General features: G+C 64.4%; 17 protein-coding genes and 1 tRNA gene. 8 read left to right on the top strand and 10 right to left on the bottom strand.

Annotated features, from left to right (window positions below):
- The first annotated feature begins 90 nt into the window (after window positions 1-90).
- A complete protein-coding gene (locus ACNI3R_RS03295; protein WP_426179860.1) occupies window positions 91-1,263 on the top strand; it encodes a sugar-transfer associated ATP-grasp domain-containing protein in 1,173 nt (390 codons plus the stop codon).
- A 36-nt stretch (window positions 1,264-1,299) separates the two neighbouring features.
- Here the strand turns inward: ACNI3R_RS03295 and ACNI3R_RS03290 are convergent, their stop codons facing one another.
- From ACNI3R_RS03290 to ACNI3R_RS03280, 3 genes are all read right to left on the bottom strand, one after another.
- Window positions 1,300-3,123 (bottom strand): M14 family metallopeptidase, encoded by a 1,824-nt coding sequence (locus tag ACNI3R_RS03290; RefSeq protein ID WP_426179858.1) that lies wholly within the window; start codon window positions 3,121-3,123, stop codon window positions 1,300-1,302.
- Window positions 3,124-3,308: 185 nt separating this feature from the next.
- Window positions 3,309-5,537 (bottom strand): TonB-dependent receptor, encoded by a 2,229-nt coding sequence (locus ACNI3R_RS03285; protein WP_426179856.1) that lies wholly within the window; start codon window positions 5,535-5,537, stop codon window positions 3,309-3,311.
- Between the two features lie 78 nt (window positions 5,538-5,615).
- Window positions 5,616-6,110 (bottom strand): hypothetical protein, encoded by a 495-nt coding sequence (locus ACNI3R_RS03280; protein ID WP_426179855.1) that lies wholly within the window; start codon window positions 6,108-6,110, stop codon window positions 5,616-5,618.
- Window positions 6,111-6,398: 288 nt separating this feature from the next.
- On the opposite strand from ACNI3R_RS03280, the gene ACNI3R_RS03275 reads away from it, so the two are divergent.
- On the top strand, window positions 6,399-7,049 hold the full coding sequence (locus tag ACNI3R_RS03275; RefSeq protein ID WP_426179853.1) for an EthD domain-containing protein: 651 nt from the start codon (window positions 6,399-6,401) through the stop codon (window positions 7,047-7,049).
- Window positions 7,050-7,053: 4 nt separating this feature from the next.
- Here ACNI3R_RS03275 and ACNI3R_RS03270 read toward each other — a convergent pair whose 3' ends face one another.
- The gene (locus ACNI3R_RS03270; protein ID WP_426179852.1) at window positions 7,054-8,424 is read right to left on the bottom strand and encodes an aromatic ring-hydroxylating oxygenase subunit alpha; all 1,371 of its coding nucleotides are present in this window, start codon (window positions 8,422-8,424) and stop codon (window positions 7,054-7,056) included.
- A gap of 255 nt (window positions 8,425-8,679) precedes the next feature.
- On the bottom strand, window positions 8,680-9,333 hold the full coding sequence (locus ACNI3R_RS03265; protein ID WP_426179851.1) for a glutathione S-transferase family protein: 654 nt from the start codon (window positions 9,331-9,333) through the stop codon (window positions 8,680-8,682).
- Between the two features lie 194 nt (window positions 9,334-9,527).
- On the opposite strand from ACNI3R_RS03265, the gene ACNI3R_RS03260 reads away from it, so the two are divergent.
- Genes ACNI3R_RS03260 through ACNI3R_RS03250 form a run of 3 tightly spaced genes read left to right on the top strand, consistent with a single transcriptional unit; the run spans window position 9,528 to window position 12,722 of the window.
- A complete protein-coding gene (locus tag ACNI3R_RS03260) occupies window positions 9,528-9,824 on the top strand; it encodes a PqqD family protein (RefSeq protein WP_426179849.1) in 297 nt (98 codons plus the stop codon).
- Window positions 9,739-10,785 (top strand): hypothetical protein, encoded by a 1,047-nt coding sequence (locus ACNI3R_RS03255; protein WP_426179847.1) that lies wholly within the window; start codon window positions 9,739-9,741, stop codon window positions 10,783-10,785. The genes ACNI3R_RS03260 and ACNI3R_RS03255 overlap by 86 nt, the downstream gene beginning before the upstream one ends.
- Window positions 10,782-12,722, top strand: coding sequence for an asparagine synthetase B family protein (locus tag ACNI3R_RS03250; protein ID WP_426179845.1), 1,941 nt, complete (start codon window positions 10,782-10,784; stop codon window positions 12,720-12,722). The genes ACNI3R_RS03255 and ACNI3R_RS03250 overlap by 4 nt, the downstream gene beginning before the upstream one ends.
- Before the next feature lie 30 nt (window positions 12,723-12,752).
- Here the strand turns inward: ACNI3R_RS03250 and ACNI3R_RS03245 are convergent, their stop codons facing one another.
- The 3 genes from ACNI3R_RS03245 to ACNI3R_RS03235 form a co-directional block, all read right to left on the bottom strand.
- Window positions 12,753-13,892, bottom strand: a complete 1,140-nt coding sequence (locus tag ACNI3R_RS03245) for a JmjC domain-containing protein (RefSeq protein ID WP_426179843.1) — start codon at window positions 13,890-13,892, stop codon at window positions 12,753-12,755.
- Between the two features lie 68 nt (window positions 13,893-13,960).
- A complete protein-coding gene (locus tag ACNI3R_RS03240) occupies window positions 13,961-14,113 on the bottom strand; it encodes a hypothetical protein (protein ID WP_426179841.1) in 153 nt (50 codons plus the stop codon).
- Between the two features lie 83 nt (window positions 14,114-14,196).
- Window positions 14,197-14,988 carry a metal-dependent hydrolase gene (locus ACNI3R_RS03235; protein ID WP_426179840.1) on the bottom strand — a complete coding sequence of 264 codons (792 nt, stop codon included), beginning with the start codon at window positions 14,986-14,988 and terminating at the stop codon, window positions 14,197-14,199.
- Window positions 14,989-15,127: 139 nt separating this feature from the next.
- Between ACNI3R_RS03235 and ACNI3R_RS03230 the strand changes: the two genes are divergently transcribed.
- Window positions 15,128-16,537, top strand: a complete 1,410-nt coding sequence (locus tag ACNI3R_RS03230; protein WP_426179839.1) for a DUF6161 domain-containing protein — start codon at window positions 15,128-15,130, stop codon at window positions 16,535-16,537.
- A gap of 148 nt (window positions 16,538-16,685) precedes the next feature.
- Here ACNI3R_RS03230 and ACNI3R_RS03225 read toward each other — a convergent pair.
- Window positions 16,686-16,761: transfer RNA gene (locus tag ACNI3R_RS03225), tRNA-Ala, on the bottom strand.
- A 153-nt stretch (window positions 16,762-16,914) separates the two neighbouring features.
- The gene (locus tag ACNI3R_RS03220) at window positions 16,915-17,232 is read right to left on the bottom strand and encodes a TIGR02300 family protein (RefSeq protein WP_296620287.1); all 318 of its coding nucleotides are present in this window, start codon (window positions 17,230-17,232) and stop codon (window positions 16,915-16,917) included.
- Between the two features lie 114 nt (window positions 17,233-17,346).
- Here ACNI3R_RS03220 and aroA point away from each other — a divergent pair, with 114 nt between their 5' ends.
- On the top strand, window positions 17,347-18,684 hold the full coding sequence (gene aroA / locus ACNI3R_RS03215; RefSeq protein WP_426179837.1) for a 3-phosphoshikimate 1-carboxyvinyltransferase: 1,338 nt from the start codon (window positions 17,347-17,349) through the stop codon (window positions 18,682-18,684).
- Window positions 18,681-19,310, top strand: a complete 630-nt coding sequence (gene cmk / locus ACNI3R_RS03210) for a (d)CMP kinase (RefSeq protein WP_426179835.1) — start codon at window positions 18,681-18,683, stop codon at window positions 19,308-19,310. The genes aroA and cmk overlap by 4 nt, the downstream gene beginning before the upstream one ends.
- Window positions 19,311-19,400: the final 90 nt, after the last annotated feature.

Raw genomic sequence — 19,400 nt, 5'->3', positions numbered from 1 at the left:
GCGGTCTCTCGGTTCCTGAAATGGAAGCGTTGCGTCATGCCGGCATAGCGTTCAGTTTTGAGCTTTCTCGGATTGGGCATCGCGATCGGCATGGCAAGGCGGTTTTGGCACAATCTGCCGTGGGATGGCCAAGGCCTGGCCCGCGCGAGCGATCCGACACTATATCACCTCCGCTCATGGTCGGCGCGTGCGTGGCGCCGCGAGCGTGCGCCCTCGCTTCACGGGGCCGTCGGTTTCGCCAGCAAATTTCTGTGGCCCCTGGCAGCGCTCGGCGCGGCGCTGCGTTTCTCGCGGAGGATCGAGGGCGTCGCGCCCGTTCGCTTGTACCGCGATTGCGTGGCCACGGGCGCGACGCCGCTGGAGGCGCATGTTTGGCGGACGCTACATGCGTCGCCCCATCCGCTGCCCGCCAGGGCTGCCGCGCTGTTGCTGCCCCGGCTGGGATCGCCCGAGGCGCATCATCTTCTGGCCGACAAGCTTGCCACCGCCGCCAAGCTTGCGGAGGCTGCGCTCACCTTCCCGACTCTTTTCGGCGTGCTCGAACAAGGCAAGCCGATCGATTTTTCCAGCGCAGCGCTGCCCGACCGCCCTTTGTTCCTGAAACCCCGGCATGGTCATGGCGGCCGGGGCGCTTTTGCCTTGGACGGGCATGCCGGCGAATGGCGAATCGATGGACAGGCGGTCCCGATGCCGACTTTGCTGGACCGGCTCCAGCGGTCAGTGCGATTTGATGATCTGTTGGTTCAGGAGCGCCTGACGGCATCCCCCGATCTCGTCGATCTCGCCGTAGCCGACCCGGCGCCGGTGCTGCGGATCGTCACCGGCAGGTGGCCTGGCGCCGAACCCTTTGTGCATTCCGCGATGCTGACGCTTGGCGTTCCCGGCCAGAATCCCGCGCATTTTCTCGATGGTGCGCTGTACGTGCCGGTCGATGTCTCGACGGGCCGGATGATGCGAGGTATAAGGCTGTCACGTCCTAACGACAGACTGGATCGGCTGCCTTGGAACGGCGCTGCGCTGAAGGGGCGCGTCTTGCCGGACTTCGGCATTGCCTTGGCGGCGGCCCTCCGGGCGATGGACGCACTCCCTCCGCTCCCACTGGTTCATTGGGATTTCATCCCGACCGCGAGCGGCCCCGTGCTTCTCGAAGGCAATAGCAGCGGCAATTGGATTATCGCCACGCTTCCCCAGTTGGAGGGGCCGGTTGCGTGCGATCTCGCCGACATACTCGCCCAATGGGTGCCCGACCCGACCCGGCCATGATCCGGGTCGGCCGGATAGAGCCCCCCCCCCCGGGGCTTATCGTCCAGCCAACTCGCGTCCCACCGGATAGAGCAGGTAGCGCGCGTCATAATAGCGGGTGTGTGCGTAGAACCAGGTCAGGCGGGCCTGCGGGTCGGCGGCGAAGGCAGGGTCCTCGGCCAGCTTCTTGTCGAACGCCGCCTTGAGCGCCGGATCGCGCTGCAGCATCGCGTCGGCCATCGGCGCGATGACATAGCCCTCGATATATTCGGTCCGCTGGAGCAGCGCGGGGAAGAAGCCCCAGGTGAAGAGCGAGTCCTCGCCCTGCGGCTCTAGCAGCATCGTCGCCAGCGCGCCGAGCGGCTGGTCGGTCGGCACGCGCACCGATCCGGCGGGGTAGGTTTCCTGCCGCCGTTCATGCGCGAAGCCGGCGGCGTGGACCATGACGCGGCCCTCGGTCGGGGTGGCATCGAGCTTGGGATCGGCCACGCGGATCATGTCGACGTCCACCGTGCGCGGGGCGTCGATCGTCTCCATCTGGACACCGTGGCGGCGGAGCCGGTCGATCACCTCGCGGTCGACCGCCGATACCCAATAGGCGGCCGGCGGCGTCACGGTCACGTCGGCTTCGGAGCCGTAGAGCGGCACGACCGCTGCCGGGGCGGGCTTGGCGAGCCAGCGCACTTCCTCGGCGCCCGACGCCGGCGAGGTGTAATAGTCCGCCTGCATCGGCAGGAAGTCGATGGTGCGGACCGGATCTGCCTTTCCCTTCCAGGCGATCACCTCGGGGCCGGTCGCCTTGCGGTCGGCAGCGATCGCGGCCTTGAGCGCCGCGCCGTCGCTGGCGAGGGTCTTCAGCGTCTGTTCGAGCAGCACATAGGTGCCGAGTACGCGGCGGCCGAAGGGCTTGAGAGAGTGGTTCTCGACCAGCACCGCCGGCATGTGCCGCAGGTCGCCATAGCCGTGCGAAAAGCGTGCCGGAAAGGCGGGCAGCATCAGGCCCTTTTCGGGATGGCGATCGTCGGCGGCGAGGATCAGCGGCCCCGGGACATGGCCCGCGCCTTTCAGTCCGGCATCGGCCTGGCCGCGATAGACGTTCTCGAACCAGCGGTTGATCGCGGGCGACTTCGTATATTGCGGCTCCTGCCAGCCGAAGGTGATGTCATATTGGAAGTCGAGCCCGTCGGAGACGTGCAGGTCCATGTAGAGCGTCGGATCGAACCGGTTGAACAGCCCCAGCATCGCCTGCATCTCCGGCGCGTCGGCCTTGATGTAGTCGCGGTTCAGGTTGATGTTCTGCGCGGTCGTGCGCCAACCCTGCGACACCGGCCCGCGCTGGTTGGGGCGGTTATAGGCCGAGCTGCGCTCATGCCCGTCGAGATTGAAGATCGGCACGAACGCGAAGTTGACGCGGTCGAGCAGCCAGTCCTTGCCGCGCAGCGCGATGTCGCGCAGCAGCATCATGCCGGCATCCTTGCCGTCGATCTCGCCCGAATGGATGCCCGCCTGCACCAGCAGCAGTGGCTTGGCCGGATCGAGCGTGGCGCCGTCCTTGCTGGCGACGACCAGCAGCATGTCGCGGCCCTGCGGGGTCTTCGCGAAGCGCTCGACGCGGATCAGTGGCGAGGCGGCGGCGAGCCGGTCGAGATAGGCAGCCGTCTCGGCATAGGTCGCGGTTGCCGTCAGGCCGCTCTTCTCGGCCGGGGTAATCCATGGGTCAGACGGCTTGACGGCCAGCTTCTCGCTCTTGCCGTGCCAGACCGGAACCGGCGGCAGGGGCGCTCGATCAAGATCTATGGCTGGCGTGGCCGCAAGGCTAGCGCTTGCCAGGGTCGAAGCGGCGACGAGGAGCGAAAGGAGGAAGCGCTGGTCGGTCTTCATCGGCGTCGAGGTCCTTCGGGCAAGCTGGCGGAGCGGAGCCGCTATCGATGTCTGCACGCATAGCATGACGAGTCGGTGCAGGCGGAAGAGGGTAATGGAAGGGCGCTCCCTGTCAGGAGCCCCAAACGCATCCGGCCCGCCGCCGCTGGAAGGCGACGACGGGCCGGCATGGGCATGTCAGTGGATCAGAACTTCCACGTCACGCGGGTGCCGATGTTGCGCACCGACGGCTCGACATAGAGGCCGCCCGCGAACGCCTTTTCATAGGCATTGGTGAAGTACTTGTTCTTGAACACATTCTCCACGAAGGCCTGCACCTCGACATTGCCGCGGGTAAAGCCCGCGCGCAGGTTCCACTGGTTGAACGCCGGCACCTTGTACGGCCAGATGTTATACAGGAGCGCGGCCTTGTCCGAGTAGATCGAGCTGCGATAGACCCACTCCGCACGGACGAAGCTGTCGAAGCCTTCGGCCGGGGTGAAGTTGTACTCGCCGAAGCCGCTCAGCGTCCACTTGGGCGAGTTCGGCATGCGCCGGCCCGACAGGTCGATGACCCGGCCGTCGATGAAGGCATTCTCATATTTGCGGAATTCCGCGCTGAGATAGCCGACGGTGCCGCCCATCTGCAGGTCGCGGGTCAGCTTGAACGTCGCATCCGCCTCGGCGCCGTAGCTGCGCGCCTTGGCCGCATTCTCGATGCCCGAGATGAAGGTGATGTTGCCGGCTGCGTCGGCGCGGGCCACCGCGAACTCGGTCTGGAGGTTCTTCCAGTCCATGTAGAAGGCGGCGACGTTGAACAGCAGGCGGCGATCGAAGGCCTGCGTCTTGAAGCCGACCTCATAGTTCCACAGGCTTTCCGGCGCATAGGAGGTGTCGTTGACCAACGGGTTGATCTGGACGCCCCCCGCCTTGAAGCCGCGCGAGACGGTTGCGTAGAGGTTGGTGCGATCGGCCAGCTCATAGGCGACGGTCACGCGCGGCGAGAAATTGTTGAAGCTCGCGCTGTCGTCGACCACGCCGTTGACGCCGCCGGTCGAGGTGTTGAGCTGGGCTACGGTCACCTTTTCGTGGGTGTAGCGGCCGCCGAGCGTCACCGACAAAGCGTCGTTCAGCTTGTACACGCCTTCGCCGAAGATCGCCCAGCTCTCGGACTTGCCGCGGTTCTGGGTCGAGGTGATCTGCAGGTCGGCGGGCAGACCGAAGGGGTTGTCTGTGCCGGTGAAGGTGAACTGATTGATGCTGCCCTTGTCGGTCGCATAGAGCGCGCCGATGGTCCAGCTCAGCGGGCTGCCATTGTCGTTCGACTGCAGGCGGACTTCCTGGCTGAACGAGGACCGGCTGATCGGCTTGGTCTCGTAATAATAGTCCTTGCTCGACCCGTCGATGTCACCCTGCAGGAACTGCTTGGAGTGGATGTAGCCGGTGATGCTGGTCAGCGTGGCGAAGTCGAAGTCCCACTTGGCGCGACCGGTGAAGTAATAGAACTCCGTGCCGATCTTCTGCGGGCGGTTGAAGTTCACCTTGTTGTCGTTGTCGGGGAAGAAGCCGACGCCGTCCGGATCGGCGACCGGGTTGGTCACGCCCGGATAGACGACCTGCAGCGCGGTGTAGCCGAGCACGCCCGAGGGCACGCCGACGCGCATGCCGACATTTTCCTTGGTGTACACGCCGGTCAGGTCGACGGTCAGACGGTCGGTCGGCGTCAGGCGCAGCATCGCCTTGCCATATTTATAGTCGGAGTCGTTGCCGCCGCCGATCGGGTTGATGTTCTTGATGTTGCCGTCGCTCTTCGACAGGCGGCCGACCACGCGGATCGCGGCCTTGTCGGTGACGATCGGAACGTTGACGACGCCGTGCACGTCGAGCGTGTCGAAGCTCGAATAGCCGATCGAGCCTTCGCCCTCGAACTCCTGGGTGTTCGCCTGCTTGGTCGTGATGTTGATCGCGCCGCCGACCGAGTTGCGGCCGAAATAGGTGCCCTGCGGGCCGCGCAGCACTTCGATCCGGTCGATGTCGACGATCTCGGGGTTCACCGTGCCGGTCGAGACGTTGAACTCGTCGATGTAGAAGCCGAAGGTGCTCGTCCTCGGGATCGCGTCGGCGCTCAGCTGGTTGGTGATGCCGCGGATGCTGATTTCCTTGCGGTCACGCGCGCCGGTCGAGGTGAAGCTGACGTTCGGCGTCTGCGAGAAATAGTCGTCGATGCCCTGGACGTTCTGGCGCGTGATCGCCTTGTCGTCGAACACGGTCAGGCTGATCGGCACGTCGGTGGCGAGCTGCTGGCGGCGCTGCGCGGTGACGACGATGTCGCCATCGGCCGCATTGGCTGCGGCGTCGGCGGCGGTCTGCGCCATCACGGGCGCGCCAAAGGATATTCCGGCCAGCAGCAGCTGGACGAAGGCAGAGCGTTTCATGTCATTCCCTTTTGGAGGGGCCGGTCGACCTGCGGCCGCCGGCCTGTGGTGCGGCCCGTCTAACGGGCCCTGGTCAGGTCATTTTCCGGCGATGGGGCCCGGCTGACCGTCGATGCTGATGAAGTTGACGAGGGCGATCTTGCCGTCGCGGATTTCGGCATAGCCCATCACCATCGAGTGGCTGGGCTTGCCCTTCTCCATGGCTTCCTCGAGATGGTAGGTGAAGATCTTCGAGCCGTCGGGCGAGGAGAAGGACTCGACGAACGGCACCTTGATCTCGACCGCTTCGACACCCTTCTGGATCATGCGGAAGCGCTCGGTGAGGTTCTGGATACCCGCGGCGCGATTGGTGCCGTTGATGCGCAGCACCGCATCGTCGGTGAAATAGCGGCTGAATGCCTCGACCGTGAAGCCGTTCGGATCCTTGATCGCCTGGTTCCACCAGATGAACATGCGCGACAGCACATCGTCCTTCACGGGTGCGGAGAAGGTCTGCTCGGCGGCGACCGCACCGGCCGGATGGAGGACCGTGGAAAGCGCCAGGGCGGCGGCGGCGGTCAGGATCGTCTTCATGTCGGCCAACCCTCTCTGATGATGGCGCAAAATCACGGCATGCGAGACATTTACCGTCTTGTAGAAACAGCCTTGTAACATTCTATTTCGCCGAACAAGGCGGGTTTCTGTGTCGGATCGTTGCGTTTGAGACAACATTACAGAAAGTTAATGTGTAAATGGCGCAAATCCGGGGATCGCTGTCCGACATGGGCTGCTGTCCCTGTCCTTAGTCAGCGGTGCAACGACGACGCCCATCGGTCACGCTGAGCCCAGGCCGGTACGAGCCGGCGGCGCAGGAGAGTGGGCATGAGCATCCGTCCATCCGGGACCGAGACGATATTGGCCTTCATCGCCAATACCGACTCCGACGCGGTCGAGGCGTTGCTGCTATCGGCCTGTGCCGGAACGGCACCCGGCCTGCACGCGTGGAATGCGCTACCGCGCGAGCTGCTCGGGCCGAGTCCGCAGGGCGCCGCAGGGCCGGGGACGCACTATGATCTGGTGCTGGAGGCGGTCGGCACGGCCGCAGCCGATCGGCTGGCGGTGGCCCTTGCCGCAGCGCAGGGACTCGACCGAAGTCGATCGCGGGCTTTTGTCGGCACCGCCTATGAGATCGTCGGCGGGAGCGGGGACGTCGCGCTGTTCTGTCCGCTCGTGCGCCTCGGCCACCTCACCCCGGCAGGCTTTCAGCGCTACTGGCTCGACGTCCACGCCGATTTCGGCCGGCGCAACCCGGTCAACGCCTATCGCCAGATCCATCCGCGGCAAGCGGTCGTGCCGGCCGGCTTGCCGGACGCGCTCTTCGACGGCGTGGCCCAGGCCCTGTTCGCCGATCTCCGCGCGATGCAGGCGCGTCTCGCCTCGCCCGACATCGCGGGTGACGCCTATGAGGACGAGCGCCGCTTCATCGACCACGCCCGCTCGGCCTTTCTGCCGTTCGAGCGCATCATGGGCTGAGGCGTCAGCCCTTGCCCATCATGTAGCGATCGAGCTCCGCGTGGAAATGGCCGATCCGCTGCTCCTGCTCGGATAGGATCGAGCCGCGAAAGAAGCGGCTCTCGATCGCGCGCTGGACCTCGGCGAACAGGCTGCTGTCCTGGTCGAACACCTCGCCCAGCCCCCCTTCGCGCCAGTCGATATGCTGGATCTCGGCCTTCTCCCGGCCCGAAATATCCCAGCCATCGGGCAGGCCCATATAGGCCGGCGGCAGGATTTCGGGGCTCTCCTGCGGGTGCATCATCACGATGACGTCGAAGATGAACTTGCGCGGGTCGGTTGCGTGCGGGCGGAAATAGAGCATCGACACGCCCTCCGGATGGATGCCCATCTGGATGTTGGGGAAGATCGCATAGTTCCAGTCGTCGGTCAGCTGGTTGTCGAGGAAGCCCGAATAGTCGAGGCCCAGCGCTTCGGCGCGCTGGCGCTTCGCCGCCTGGATCGCCTTGCGGACGTCGCCCTTGCCGCCCTCGAAGGCATCGGGGTCGATCCCGACCTCGATCATCGTCGCGCGCAGTCCGGCGTTCAACCCCTCCTGGCCCATGCGCGGGCTCTCGGTCGCGAACTTCGTCACCATCCGGCTCATGCCGTTGGGGTAGAGGTCGATCTGCGCATTATAGTCGTTGAACACCGGCAGGATCTGCGGGTGGATCGCGTGGACATGATAAGCTTCGTTGAAGCCGTCGACGCCGATCTTCCAGTTCGCCTCCCACACGGCCTGCACCCGCCGCATGATCCGCATGTCCTTCAGCCGATAGGGGCGGGCATGGGCGGGCAGCGGACCCAGCGTCTCGATCAGCGGCGGGGCATTCTCGTCCATGTTGATGAAGACGAAGCCCTCCCAGCTCTCGCAGCGGACCTCGGCCAGGTCCATCGACCGGCACAGCGCCTCGGGGCGGAAGGTTTCGCGATCGGTGACGCGCGCCACCTTCCCGTCCAGCCCGAAATTCCAGTTGTGAAACGGGCAGGTGAAGCCGCCGGGACGAGACCCTTCCTCGTCCGACACCAGCCGGTTGCCGCGATGGGGGCAGACATTGGCATAGGCCCGGATCGCGCCGGCCTCGTCGCGCGTGACGATGAAGCTCTCGCGGCCGATCTCGAAGGTCACATAGTCGCCCGTGTCGGTTATGTCCTCCTCACGCGCGGCCCAGTTCCAGACGCGCGGCCACAGCAGCCGACGTTCCGCCTCCATATAATCGACCGCATAATAGCGCTCCGGCGCAATCGGGGCGCAGCCATTGTCGACATAGGGCGCCTTGGCTTCATAGCTGTCGGCCGGTGCCTCGGGATTGACCGGCCAGGTCAGGCGATGATCATAATGGCCGTCTTCGGTCATGCACCCATCTCCTGATTGCGCCCGGCGGATATGGTCCCGCTTCGGGCGAGGTCCGGCGTCGACATCCTGCTCCTGTCCGCGCCGCTGGTCTGCATCGTCCGGCCTGACAAGACTCGAAAAATACAAACATGCATGTCTGTTTTATCGGGGGCCGGCAAGCGTGGCTAGAGCATTTTCAAGTTGATCGGATTCGGTCGACGTCTCGGAAAATGCGGCATTAAGCGCTGGGCTGGCACGTTACAGCCCGATCCCGGGTCAGTCGCGGTCGGGCGCACCCAGCGGGAAATAATGCCGGTACTTCCGGGCTTCCTCGACCGCCCGGGCAAAGGAGGGCCGCTCGATCAGCCGCGCGCGATAGGCGCGCAGGACGGGATAGGCCTGCGTGATAGGATGAACCCAGTCGGCATAGAAGAGCGCCGGCGCCGCCGCGCAATCCGCGAGCGAGAAATCCTCGCCTGCCGCCCACTGGCGTCCGCTAATCCGGCCCTCGATCCAGCCATAGGCACGATCGAGCGCGGTCGCTGCGACGCGCTTCGCCTCGTCGAGGCGATCGGGCTTCTCCCGCAGAGATTCGTTCACGGCGCCCTGCATCGCGCTCATCACATGATTGTCGAAAACGCGGTCGATCAACCGCACTTCCAGCGCCGCCTCCGGGTCGTCGGGCAGGAAACGGACCGGCCCGCGATGGTGCACGTCCAGGTGCTCGACGATGATGCTCGTCTCGGCGATGGCCTGGTCTCCGTCGAACAGCACCGGGAATTTGCCGATCGGCCAATGCGCGCGCAATTCGTCGCCGGCCCCCGGCTCTTCCATATGGCGATAGGAAAAGGGGGTATCATTCTCCCACAGAGCGATCAGCACTTTCTGGCTGTAGGACGAGAAGGGGTGGGCATAGAGAGTCAGTGACATGGGCATCCTCCGCGCCGGCGCACTATCCCGACCTGAGCATGTCGGAGGGGCCGATCGCACCCATCATGCACGGCAGGGCCGCGAACGCCAGCGGGGGCCGGGCCGCGTGCCGGTGGTGAACAGGTCCTTGATCCGGCGTCTTTGCCGATCATGATCCCGTTTTAAATCGCGCAGCTTTTCGATATCCGGACGTCATGGCCGAAGAACCGCAGACGATAGCCCTTCATAGCGTGCTCAACCGAAATACGGAGTTCATGTGGTCGGAGGTCGAAGGTGAAATCGTGATGCTCGACGTCGCGACCGGATCCTATATCAGCTTAGACCATGTCGCTTCAGAGATATGGCGACTGATCGAAACGCCGCTGGACGTGGGATATCTCGTCGACCGGCTTTGTTTGAAATATCATGGCGACCGATCGGTCATCGAGTCCGATGCCATGCGGTTTCTTAACCGGGCGATCGCCCGCGATGTCATCCGTGTCGGAGATTGAGCGCGAGACGGTTGCCCGCCCGATCCCGGTCAGGGCCTTTCCCTTTGGCGAAGGACTGGAAGTCGTAGAGATCGATGTCGCCGGGCTGCGCAGCGATTACCCGTTTCAGTTCGATCAGATCGCGGCAGCCCGCGCCTTGCAGCGGCCATTGTCCAGCCGGCGGACTCCACCGCTCGACCTTGCTGACGCATCGGCTCCCGACGGACTGATCTTCCATGTCGGCAGATGCGGATCGACGTTGCTCGCCGTCGCCCTGGCACGCTTGCAGCAGAGCCGGGTCGTTTCGGAGCCCGGCGCGCTTAATGATGTGCTGAGCGAGGCGGGGTTCTGGCGCTTCCAGCCATGGCCGCGACGTGAGGCGGCGCTGCGCCATCTGATGCACCTTGTGCCGGCGGGGTTCGGCGACGATCCCGGCCCGCTCATCGTGAAGATGTCGAGTTGGACGACGAGGGAGGCCGCGCGACTGCAGACCATGTGGCCGGGCGTCCCCAAGCTCTATCTGTACCGCGAGCCCCTCGCTGCGCTTGCCTCCTTCGCAGCCCGGCCGCCGATCTGGGGGCGCCATGCCGGTGCGGAGGGGCTATTGGATTTTGTCGCCCGGACAGTGGCGGATGGCATGAACGTCATAGCCGAAATGATCGAGGGCGATCCGATGGGCGACTGGATGCTCGTGAACTATGCCGAACTCGCGGACACCATGCCTGCCATCTGCCGCCATTTTGGAATGAGCCCAGGAACCGATTTGGTAGCGCGCTTCAAGGTCCTCGCTCGCACGAACGTGAAGGCGGCCGACCAAGGCGACGCAGCCGTGCCGCGGATCGACCCCTGCGATACCGCGCTTGAAGCCATAGTCGAGGCGTTGGTGCGCGAACCTTATAATCGGCTGGAAGAACTGCGCCTGGCGCAGCAGGCCCGACCGTCTTTCGGCGATGGCGCCGCATGCGGCAGGAGCCGGTCATGAGTGCGATCTATGGGGCCTGGCATATCGACGGTCGACCCGGAGCGCATGCTGCGTGCGAACGGATGCAGAAGGCGGCCCGCGCTTTTGGTCCCGATCAGGCGCGCGCCTGGGATGGTGGAGAGGTTGCGCTTGGGGCTGCGTTGCTGCGACTCCTGCCGGAGGACCGTTTCGATCGGCAGCCATTGCTCGGCGCGAGCGGGGTAGTGACCCTCGTGGCCGACATTCGTCTCGACAATCGCGGCGAGCTTGGCGAAGCGCTCGGCACATCGCCCCCGGACATGGCTCGCAGAAGCGACGCGGACGTGCTTCTTGCCGCCTATGAGCGCTGGGGCGAGGCGGCGATCGACCGTCTGGTCGGCGACTTTGCCTTCGCGCTGTGGGACGCGCGGGACCGTTCGCTGCTGATCGCGCGTGACCATGGCGACGCGCGCCCACTCCACTATCATCGTGGCAAGGGCTGGTTCGCCTTTGCCACCATGCCGAGCATATTGCTGGCTCTTCCCGATATCGGTCGCGATCTGGATCCGGTCAGGCTCGCGCGCTGGCAGCTGCTGCATCCCGACGAAGGAAGCCGCAGCTTCTACGAACAGGTCTCGCGCGTCGAGCCGGGGCATCTGGTGCGGATCGGCGCTGACGGGCGCGTGGATGTTCGGCGCCACTGGCGGCCCGAAGCGGTGCCGGTGCTGCGGCTCGCACGTCCCGAGGATTATGCCGAGGGGCTGCGCGCCGTGCTGGATCAGGCGGTCGAAGCGCGGTTGCGGAGCGTACGCGGCAACGCGCTCCTGCTCAGCGGAGGACTCGACAGCAGCGCGGTAGCGACCAGCGCTGCGCCGATCCTCGCGGCGCGCGGAGAAAGGCTTACCGCCATAACCAATGTGCCGCGCTCCGACGTCCCGCCCCAGTTCATGACGCATGCCCGCCTCGACGAAGGGCCATTCGCCCGTCTCGTGGCGGCGCGGCATCCGAACATCGACCATCACCTCATTCACCTCGCCGATGCGGACCTGCTGGCGGAGGTCGAGCGCTTGATCAGCTATGCCGATCAGCCGGTGATGAACCCGCTCAACACGGCCTGGCTGTGTCTTGGCTATCGCCTTGCGGCCCAGCGCGGCAATTCGACGGTTCTCGTTGGCACCAAGGGCAATTTGGGTATCAGCTATACCGGCCAGCACGCGCTGTCGGAGATGATGGACAGCGGCCGCTGGGCTCGGCTGCTGGGGGAAACCCGGCAGCTGCGCCGCAACGGCTATGCGGTGCGCGCGGAATATCGCCTCTATACGGTCGTGCGAAAGGCGCTGACCACGCGCCTCCCGGATGCGGTCCGACGCCTTCGCCGACAGGCGATCTATGAGAATCTCTACCCGATCGCGCCGGCACTGCTGCGGCAGATGGGATATGACGGGCCGGACGATGCGCGTCTGGCGCAGAATATATCACCCCGGCTGCTGTCCTGGCGGTCCTGGTTTCGGCACATGCTGCCCATGGCCGACGCTGCGCCGATGAACGCCGCGATCCGGGCGGCCTTTCGCGTCGACCGTCGCGACCCGACCGCCGATCGCCGCGTTCTCGAATATTGCCTGTCGACCCCGGCGGATATCTTTCTCCGCGAGGGGCAGCCCAAATGGCTCTATCGCAAGGCCTTTGGCGAGCGCGTGCCGGCCCCGCTATGGGAGGACAGGCATGTCGGCCTCGCAGCGTCCGACTGGAAAGCCGTGCAGATTCAGGCGCAGGCTTCGTTGGTCGGAGAGTTGCAGCGGCAACTGGCGACAGATGCCTGCAACGATGTGGTCGACGTGCGGACCTTGCTGGGCCTGGCGCAGACGCTGGAAGAGGCGGACCCGGCGGATCGGGCCTCTTATTACCGCTATAATCTGAAGCTGATGCGCGGCCTTTCGACAGGCATGTTCACGCGCAAGGCGAGCGGCAGCAACGCCTGAACGCATAAGCCGGAGCCTCGCCCGCCTGGTTCAATCCTCGAGGACGAACAGCAGCGACTTGCGGATCAGCCCCGTCAGTGCGCGCTCGACAGTTTGTGCCTCTGGACCGTCGATCAGCGCGCCGACGCGACTGCCGCCGCTGTCCAGAAGGTGGAGGAGCAAGGCGCATTCGGCGGAGTCCAGCAGGATCTCGGCGCCATTCGCCTCGATCCGAGCCTCGCCCTCGGCGGGGAGGTTAGGGCGACGGCGCAAGGTGGGGGATACCCAGGCCTCGGGGGCGATCCGACCGAACAGGCCGAGGTTGAGAGGACTGTGGGGAGCCACAGCGCGATCGCGGTCGGCGAGCATTTCACGCAGGTCGAACTGGTCGACCAGCCTGTGGAGTGCCTGTCTCAACGCGATCGACCGCTGGTCGAGACTCTCCCCCTGCGCCTCTGGCGTGATATCGGTGCGGAAGATGATGTCGCGGCTGCTGCGTTCGTGCAGCCAGGACAGGCTGTCGCGGCCCTTGGCGTGTTCGATGCCGATGGTCAGGTGAAGCGATTGTTCGCCGATGACCGCCGCATGATGAACCTCTCCACGCGGCAAATAGAGCAGGTCGCCAGGCTGCAACTCTTCTTCCCATTCGGGATCGCCCACTTTGGCAGCGCCGCCGCCCAACGGGCGGGCATCGGCACCGCCATAGCCTTTCCACGCCTTTCTGCCGTCCAGTTGCAGGATCAGCACATCATGCTCGTCCGAATGCGGCGGAAGTGCGCCACCACGGGTGAAACTGGCATAGGCATTGGCCCACATATCCGCGCGCAGTTCGCGTTCCAGCGCTGCAACGACGACGGCAATGCGCTGGCTGAGGCGCTCGACAGCAAGAAATTGTATGCTCAGCCCCTGTTCGCACAGTTGGTGCAAGGCCTGGGCCAGCAGGACGCGTTGCCGGCCGTTCTCCCGCTTGCTCACGAGTTCGATGGGAACGTCCCGCCCACCGCGCAACAGGCGCACACGGCCCGATGCCAGCGTGTCGATCGTGATCCAGCGGTTCAGTTCGGACCATGGGGCGAGCCGCGCAAGATCGATCCGTGACGTACGCGATTTGATCGGCCGCTTTTCGGCCACGGCCGCGAGGAGTTCACCTTTCTCAGCGGGCGGCAGAAGGTCGGACAGCCCGGTGATCATTGCGCCATCTTTGCAAAAACCGCCTCTGGTAGCGCTGGACCGCCGCGTTCAACCGCGCCCGACGAGCATCAGGACGGCTGATTGGGATCCTGATCGGCGGAAACAGCGCCACCTGCCAGGGTGACCGCGACGGCATCGATCTCGATCATCTGCGGCTGCGTCCAGACCTGCTTCGGCATATCGCTGTCGCGCGCGGTCTCATGCGTTTCCTGCTTGTTCATAAATAACTCCAGTTCTTTCTGCCTGCTTCAATGTGCGAGATCGCTGTACTTTGGCAAGGCTGTTATGAGGCGCAGGCTCTCTGCTATTGCGCGCCCAAGCTTTCCAGCAGTCTCGTCGCCGCGCGCGGCACCGTCTTTCCGCGCGGATCATAGGTGGGCGACAGGATTGCGAGGAGCCGGGGCAGCGAGAAGCGCAGGAGGCGGCGGCGATAGGCCTTTTCCTGCGCGCGCAGCTGCGCGCGGGCCGCGGCGTCGAGCCCCGCACAGTCGTGGGCGATCAGGTGGCCCGAGACACGCTTGCCCCACGCCCCCAGATGCCGCGCGGCCTCCGCGAAGCCCCGGATGCGCGCCAGATAGCCGCCGCCCAGCTGGCGGTGGACGTCGAAGCAGACCGAGCGATGCTCGAACTCCTCCGCCAGATGCCATTGCCACAGGCGGACCACGCGCGCGTCGGCGCCTTCCAGAAGATCGTCGACATGCCCGAAGAAGAACTCGGCCTGGATCAGGCCCAGCGATTCGAACCCCTCGCAATAGGCGGCGCAGTCGTGGAGCGAGCGTGTCCTGAGCATCGCTTCATATTCGGCCGTCAGCTCCGCGTCGAAAGCGCGGAGTTCGGGGTAGCGCGCCCACATCGTCTTGTTGAACAGGCGGTGGTAGCGATAATGATTGCCTTCCTGGGCCATGAAGATCTCGATGTCGCGCCGCGTGGCGGGGTCCGTGATCTCGCTCAAGGCGCGCGCCATCACCTTGTTCAGGAAAATTTCGACCGCCGGGATGATCAGCGATCCCGCGTTGACGATCTGGGCGAAGGCGTGGTCGGACGCCCAGTGGGGCAAGGCATCCTGAAAGACGATCCTGGGATTACGCGCCTGCATCGACGGTCTCCATATGTGGCCTCATCGCATCCTCTCTTACATTTCAAGCCGGCTTTCTGGCGGTCGTAAGAGAGAGATACGCGCGTTCGGGGGAGCAAGGGAGAGGGGGGCGCGGGCGGGGGGCGAATGAACAGCCTCAGTGCATGATCGCCGTAAACCGAGCAGGGCATCGGCAGCAGCGCCAATATCGGCTGCAGGCCAGTTTAAATATGCCCTATTTCTCCATTTTCTGTTCGATGAAGTGCTTTCCCTGACGCCATCTCCAGGGCTGGGGTTGACGGGTTGCGCGACCGTCGCGTTTGTTCGAACATTGCGGCAGGGAGATGAGATGTCTGACCACCTAACTTTCTCTGTGGGCGACGCCGGTGAGGTGACCGTTCGAAGCTACGGCGAACTTCAGCGATGGCTTGAAAAGGAGCGTGCTCGCTGGACTTGGTTGGTGCCCGGCGACCAAGTTATGGATCGATTCCATATCGCCAGCAGAATTCATAATGCGTGGCACGAGATTATCAATCAGGTCGCTGATTTTCAAGGAGCTGGCGAGCCCCTTGATGCGATAGAGGTGTATCTTAGTCCACTCGTAGATGGACCAATACTTATTTCCACATCGGCCGATGGCGCAGCTGTTATCGATATACTTCATTCATCCGGTGCTAATGCTGCATCTTTTGCAGCAGGATTCTTAAAAGGTGTGGTAGGTGTACAAAATGCAACTTCGCGCGATGATTTTCTAGGCATTTTGCTGACGATCGTTCCCGATCTGTCGAGGGTTCGAGACTGGAGCGACCATCTCAAGCGCGAGCGCAGCAACTTCCGCATGTCAGTCCAGAGTTTGACTGATCGGGTTGAGAAAGAAGCGAGGGAACGCGCAGACCAGAACATGCGATTCGCACGCCGGGCTGCGCAGTTGAGTTTGCGCGTGTTCAAACGGAGATTAGCCGATTGGCAACGGGCGCAAGAGAGTTTGCGGGACGAGGCTTCGGCGCGTGTTCAAACCATCGAACATATATCGAAGAAGGCTGTCGAAGCCGTACATGCTACGGACAAGGCCTATCGAGAGTTCATGAAGCTTAAGGCGCCCGTAGAATATTGGCAACAAAAAGCAATAAATCATGAGGGAAGGGAGTCGATTGCGCGTAAACGTTTGTATTTTTATTTTCCAATTACGATAATTATATTAGTTCTCGCTTTTCTGTCTGCAGGAAAATTTATAATATCTTACCCTGAGAATTCAGAAGGAAAAATGCCTGTCGCAGTATATGTTGTTATATCTGGAAGCCTAATAATCTTATCTAGTCTAGCATTTTGGATCGGGAGGCTGTTAACAAAATTGTATTTGAGTGAGCATCATCTTCGCAACGATGCAGAAGAGCGGGCTGTGATGACTACGACTTATCTTGCGCTTGCGTCAGAGGGTGCGGCTGCAGAGGCTGATCGTCACATCGTTTTAGGCGCTCTCTTTCGCGCAACCCCGGATGGTATCGTCAAAGACGAAGGGCCGGCCGATGCGACAGTGCATGGGCTAGTCTCTAAATTATTGGCAAAATGATTCTACCGACCGGTAGTTGGCGAGGGCTTCTGGACAATAACGGACGCTATACATCAAGTCACTGCGCTCGTTATTAAACGTTTCAACGGCCGTTTTTGGCCGCCTAGGAAGTTTCAAGGGCCAGCCCTCGTTCAATGTTGGGGGGGAATGGTGGAGCCGAGGGGGATCGAACCCCTGACCTCTGCAATGCCATTGCAGCGCTCTCCCAGCTGAGCTACGGCCCCGTGCCATTTCGGTCGCTTGCCGGTTGGGCCCGGCGGCGGAGCGCGCCCTTTAGGTCAGCTTCGAGGGCCTCGCAAGACCCTTTCGCATCGCGCGCTCGATTTTATGCCGATCGCCGCCGGGGCGGGCCGCAGGGGCCCGCCCCGGCGCGCGGATCAGTTGTCGTCCTCGTCGTCGGCCGTGTTCAGGCCGATATCGTCGTCGCCGCCCAGATCGACGTCGTCGTCCGGATTCTCCTCGGCGTCCTCGTCGATGTCCAGATCGTCGGACAGGTCGGTGTCGACCGCCTTGGGCTCGGGACCTTCCTTCTTGGGCGCGTCGAACGGCAGCGGCTGCTTCGACTTGAGAACGGGCTCAGGCTCCCAGGCCGCACCGCATTCGATGCAGGTGACGGGATTGTCCTTTTCCAGGTCGTAAAAGCGGGTGCCGCACTTCGGGCAGGTCCGCTTGGTGCCCCATTCAGGTTTCACCACGGTTCAGAAACTCCAGTCGACATTGCGGAAACTTCGCGGCCGCCCGAGTCAATGGAAGGCCGAAACGCCGGGCGCCTTGCCATAGCCCGACGCCGCTGTCAAAAGCGCGCGCTTATGCACGGCCCCCATCCCAGCCCCGCGCGCTTCTCGGCCCCCGGCCCGTTGCGCGGAACCACCGGTGTTCCCGGCGACAAGTCGATCTCGCACCGATCGCTGATGCTGTCCGCGCTCGCGATCGGCGAAAGTCGCGTCGAAGGGCTGCTGGAAGGGGAGGACGTCCTCGCCACCGCCGCTGCGATGCGGGCGATGGGCGCCACGATCGAGCGCGGCGCGGACGATGTCTGGTGCATCCACGGCGTCGGCGTCGGCGGGCTGCTCCAGCCGCAGGGCGCGCTCGACATGGGCAATTCGGGCACATCGACGCGCCTGCTGATGGGCCTCGTCGCCAGCCATGCGATCACCGCCACCTTCACCGGCGATGCTTCGCTGTCGAAGCGGCCGATGGGGCGCGTGATCGAGCCGCTCGGCCTGATGGGCGCCGAGGTCAGCGCGAGCCCCGGCGGGCGCCTGCCACTGATGGTGCGGGGACTCTGCCCGGCGGTGCCGATCGATTATCGCCTCCCCGTCGCCTCGGCGCAGGTCAAGTCGGCGATCCTGCTCGCCGGTCTCAACACGCCGGGGGTCACCCGCGTGGTTGAGCCGATCGCGACGCGCGACCATAGCGAGCGGATGCTGCGCGGCTTCGGCGCCGAACTGACGGTCGAGGAGGATGGCGCAGGCGCGCGGCTGATCTCGATCCGGGGCGAGGCCGATCTGCGGCCGCAGCATATCGTCGTGCCGGGCGATCCCTCCTCGGCGGCTTTTCCCGTCGTCGCGGCGCTGCTGGTGCCGGGCTCTGAGGTGACCGTCACCAATGTCGGGCTCAACCCCACCCGCGCCGCGCTGTTCGACGTGCTGCGGATGATGGGCGGCGACATCGTCTTCGCCAACGCCCGCGAAGTTGGGGGTGAACCCGTCGCCGACATCATCGTGCGCCACTCGGTGCTCAAGGGGATCGAGACCCCGATCGAGACGGTCGCCTCGATGGTCGACGAATATCCGATCCTGTTCGTCGCGGCGGCGCTGGCCGAGGGCCGCACCGTGGCGCGGGGGCTGGAGGAACTGCGCGTCAAGGAATCGGACCGGATCGCGGTGATGGCCGAAGGGCTGCGCGCGATCGGCGCTCGGGTCGAGGAGCTCGACGACGGGCTGATCATCGACGGCACCGGGGGCGACAGGCTGCCGGGCGGGGCCACGATCGCCGCGCGGCTCGACCACCGCATCGCGATGAGCTTTGCGGTGGCGGGGCTGGTCTCCTCGGCGCCGGTCATAATCGACGACATGGGGCCGGTAGCGACCAGCTTCCCCGGCTTCACCGCGTTGATGACCGGCCTGGGTGCCGAAGTCGCATGATCATCGCGGTCGACGGCCCGGCGGCATCGGGCAAGGGCACCATCGCCAAGGCGCTCGCCCGCCATTATGGCCTGCCGCACCTCGACACCGGCCTGCTCTATCGCGCGGTCGGCGTGTCGGTGATGCGCGCCGGCGGCGATCCGGCCGATGCGGCCGATGCGTTGCGCGGCTGCAATTTCGAGGCGGTGCTGCTCGACGATCCCGCGCTCAAGACCGAGTCGGCGGGCCGGGCGGCCTCGCTCGCCTCGGTGCACAGCCTGGTGCGGGAAGCGCTGCTCGAACGGCAGCGGGCCTTTGCCGGACAGGCTGGGGGCGCGGTGCTCGACGGGCGCGACATCGGCACGGTGATCGCGCCGGACGCCGACGCCAAGCTGTTCGTCACGGCCCGCTCCGAGGTGCGGGCCCAGCGTCGCTTTCGCGAGATGGAATCGATGGGCGCCGCGGTCGGCTATGACGCGGTCCTGGCCGACATCCTCGCGCGCGACGAACGTGACATGGGGCGGTCCGCCGCACCGCTGCGCCAGGCCGAGGATGCTGACTTGCTCGATACCAGCGATCTCGGTATAGAAGCGGCCGTCCAACGGGCGGTAGAGCTCGTGGAAGCCCGGACGGCGCAGCGCTCTTAAAGGCGATCGCCAGCAGGCGCGACAGGGGGTCGGCAGTCAAGAAGCCGTTCTCTTGCCGCGCCCTTATGCTTTTTCGGGTTCCGCGAATCG

The sequence above is a fragment of the Rhizorhabdus antheiae genome (assembly GCF_049889055.1).
In the GTDB taxonomy this organism is placed as follows: Bacteria; Pseudomonadota; Alphaproteobacteria; order Sphingomonadales; family Sphingomonadaceae; genus Rhizorhabdus.
The sequence above is the reverse complement of the archived record's forward strand: the minus strand, read 5'-3'. Positions and strand labels throughout refer to the sequence as shown.